The following is a 3,088-nucleotide window of genomic DNA, read 5'->3' as shown; positions in this document are numbered from 1 at the left end:
GGACATCCCGCAGCTGTCCGAAGCCCTCAGGACCTGCTGGGGCATAAAACAAAAATACATGCCCTATTTCACCGAGGGCAGGCTCATAGGCGACTGTATCTCCACCGAATTCGTCAGCGGAGCCACCAAGGTGTCCGCCTATATCCACGGAGACAACGCCCTCATCCTGGTGATGAACACAGCCGGAGGCAAAAGCGGCAAGACCCTCAGCGTGGATCTGGATATGTGGATGGGCCCCCACGGCAAATACGTGATCAAGCCCGTGAGCGAAAAGCTGAAGGGCGCCAGGCATATTTACACAGACAAAGGCGCCTGTTCGCTGGAGACTCCCGCGCTGGAGCAGGGCGAGATATACATATTCGAGGTCAACGGCTTCACGGAGTGATAACCGAGGACCTGTATAATGAGCAAAGGCGGCCGGCTGAACCGGCCGCCTTGTCTTTCTCCGGCGGCGGGGAAACCTCTTTCTTATGCTCTCGTCAACCGGGCAGAAGCACTGCCTCGCCCTGTGTGTCATCCCGGCGCAACCGGCAACTTGTCAAACGCGCAAGCGCCGCACCGCTTGCCTTTTTGGGGAACTTTCTGCTATAATAATGCTGTAATTATATCCCTACAAGGAAGAAGAATAGCATGACATTTATGGATATCCAGGAGCTCCTGCAACAGCGCGCAGACCTGCAGGCGCGCCTGAAATTACTGCCCTACGAGGGCTCGCCGGAGATCAAAGAACGGAGCGGCAACAAGTACCTGTATATCCGCAGGCGCGTCGCCGGAAAGCTGACCAGCACATACGTAGACAAGTACTCGGACGATCTGTACGCAGCGCTCCTGCGTTATGCAAAAGAAGCGCGGGAACTGCGAAAAGGCATCCGGCATATCGATAAACGGCTGGCGCTGTTGGGCTACGCCGCCGGGGAACTCTCCGACAAAGTGATCCTGAATATAGATTTCGCCCGCGCCAACATGAAAGCGACTATCTACGACCAGGCAGTACTCGAAGGGGTGGCAACGTCTTTTCCCCAGACCGAAGACATTCTCGATAACGGCCGCGTCAACGGCGTGTCGGCTAACGACGTGCAAAAAATACTCAACCTCAAGCACGCATGGGAATTCATAATGGACCGGGACGTGATCGCCACTAAAACGGATTACTATATACTCACCCATATTGCCAGGCTGGTCAACGAGGGCTTTTATGCGGATGGCGGCCGTATACGCGGCGTACCGGTCACAATAGGCGGCACGTCATACGTCCCGCCTATGCCCTTGGAATTCGAAGTCAGGGAAAGGATCGCGGACATAGTGGAGCAGGAGGAAGAGCCCGTCGAAAATGCGATCCGGCTGTGCCTCTTTTGCATGAAGACACAGATCTTCAACGACGGCAACAAACGCGCAGCGGTGATCTTCGCAAACCACTATCTGATCGGGCAGGCGGCAGGCCTGCTGGTGATCCCGGAAAAGAACGTGCCGGAATTCAAAAGACTTCTCATCGGCTACTACGAGGACAAGGACAACGGCGAACTCAGCAGGTTTTTGAAGACAAAATGCTGGAGAAAACTGTAAAGCCCCTGACGCATATACTCCGGCGGCGGAGCAACCGCTCCGCCGCCTTCTATTCTCCTCCACCGTGAACCACAGAAAGACCCGCTCACACTATCAACCTGCCATTTATACGCAAAACCTTATCTGCTTTTTTCTCTCGCTGTTTTTTGGAGTAAGCCGCCCCAAATACACAGGTCTTTTCATCAAAAGCATTGTCTCCGAGCTTGGTCACACTGTCGGGGAGGATCACTTTTTTCAAGTTGCTGCATCCCCAAAAAGCGTGGTCACCGATACTCTTCAGCTTTTCCGGCAGTCTGATAGTATTCAATGAGCTGCAGCCGCGAAAGGCGCCTTCTTCTATCACAGTCACACTATCGGGGATAACTACTGTCACCAGTGAGCTGCAACACGCAAAGGCTCCGGTGCCTATGATATCTGTACCTTCGGGGACAGCCGGAGTATCGGAGTCCCCGTAATACTCCACCAAAACGATATGCTCCTTCCTTCTCTCTATCCGAAAAGCGGTATCGACTGTATGGTATGCTCCTGCAGTTTCGGCAGTTTGTGTTTTGGAACAGGCTGGCGCACCGAAGCCCCATTCAAGCCCTATCGCCCCGGCTATAGCCAGAACGGCAGACTCTGCAGCGTCTTCGTCGAGATAGGTCTCATTTTTGAGCAGCAGAACACACATGTCAATGCAGTGTTGTTGCTCTGCATCCGGTTTTCCCAAAATGTCAAGCAGTTTTGCCCCGACTCCTTCTTGCAAGACCTGTACGATCAGCTTGCGTTCCGCTTTGTTTCCCGGAGCCAGATCCATCAGCCAAGCGTTGACCTTATCAGGGTCCTTTATAATATCGAGGCCAAACTCATCAACTGTCTTTTTAATGAGTTCAGCAAACTGTGTTTTATCGTCTTTCAACTTTAGAATTACCTTATCATTAACAATACTTTCAACAACTGCATACCTGAGGCAAAACTTGCCAATTGAATATGTAGCTGTTGCTTTGGTCTTTCAACCAGCAACTTCAAAACTCTGAACTCACTGCAAACAGTCTTTGAATATCAGCTGTCCGTTATTTGCCCATTCTGTATAACTACTATTTACAGCCAAAACAGTTTAACTGGAGATATGCCGGCAATCAGAGTTTCATACAACCTTTATATGATGCTTGTTCGCATAATCTATAGCTACAGGGTTTTTGGTCCTGAAGATTACGTTTGGACAACAACCACCAAAAGCCTTTTTCGCAATAACGGTAGTTTCCAAAATTATGTGTAAACTCTTTCTGCAAGAGTAATACAACTTTATTATATCACAAATAGGTCTCCTTTTATCAGCTGTTTTTAGCAGCGTCAAGTATTTTTCATGGCAAGCCTCCTTCGGGAGTAGAGTATTGTCTCTCGAACATTTCGTCCAATTCGCTTCTGCACATCAGAAAGCCGGGCTGTATTCTCTCAGAGAATTTCTTGTTAAGGTTTATCGCAAAGCCGAAGACAAACCTTTCAAGGGAATCCTCGCTCGGAAATTGATCTTTTTTCTTGGTTT

At 50.2% G+C, this 3,088-nt stretch carries 4 protein-coding genes; 2 read left to right on the top strand and 2 right to left on the bottom strand.

Annotated features, from left to right (window positions below; translation table 11 throughout):
* Positions 1 to 385, top strand: a 385-nt coding sequence (locus IK083_02520) for a hypothetical protein (protein MBR4748433.1), incomplete at its 5' end; no start/stop codon positions are given.
* A gap of 245 nt (positions 386 to 630) precedes the next feature.
* On the top strand, positions 631 to 1,563 hold the full coding sequence (locus IK083_02515) for a Fic family protein (protein ID MBR4748432.1): 933 nt from the start codon (positions 631 to 633) through the stop codon (positions 1,561 to 1,563).
* A gap of 85 nt (positions 1,564 to 1,648) precedes the next feature.
* Here the strand turns inward: IK083_02515 and IK083_02510 are convergent, their stop codons facing one another.
* Both IK083_02510 and IK083_02505 read right to left on the bottom strand, forming a co-directional pair.
* Entirely contained in the window at positions 1,649 to 2,461 is an 813-nt protein-coding gene (locus IK083_02510) for a leucine-rich repeat domain-containing protein (protein ID MBR4748431.1), read from the bottom strand.
* 445 nt (positions 2,462 to 2,906) lie between these two features.
* The coding region (locus IK083_02505) for a hypothetical protein (protein ID MBR4748430.1) at positions 2,907 to 3,088 on the bottom strand (182 nt) is incomplete at its 5' end.

This window comes from Abditibacteriota bacterium (assembly GCA_017552965.1).
Lineage (GTDB): Bacteria > Armatimonadota > UBA5829 > UBA5829 > UBA5829 > RGIG7931.
Note: the sequence above shows the minus strand (reverse complement) of the source record. Positions and strands in the feature narration are given on the sequence as shown.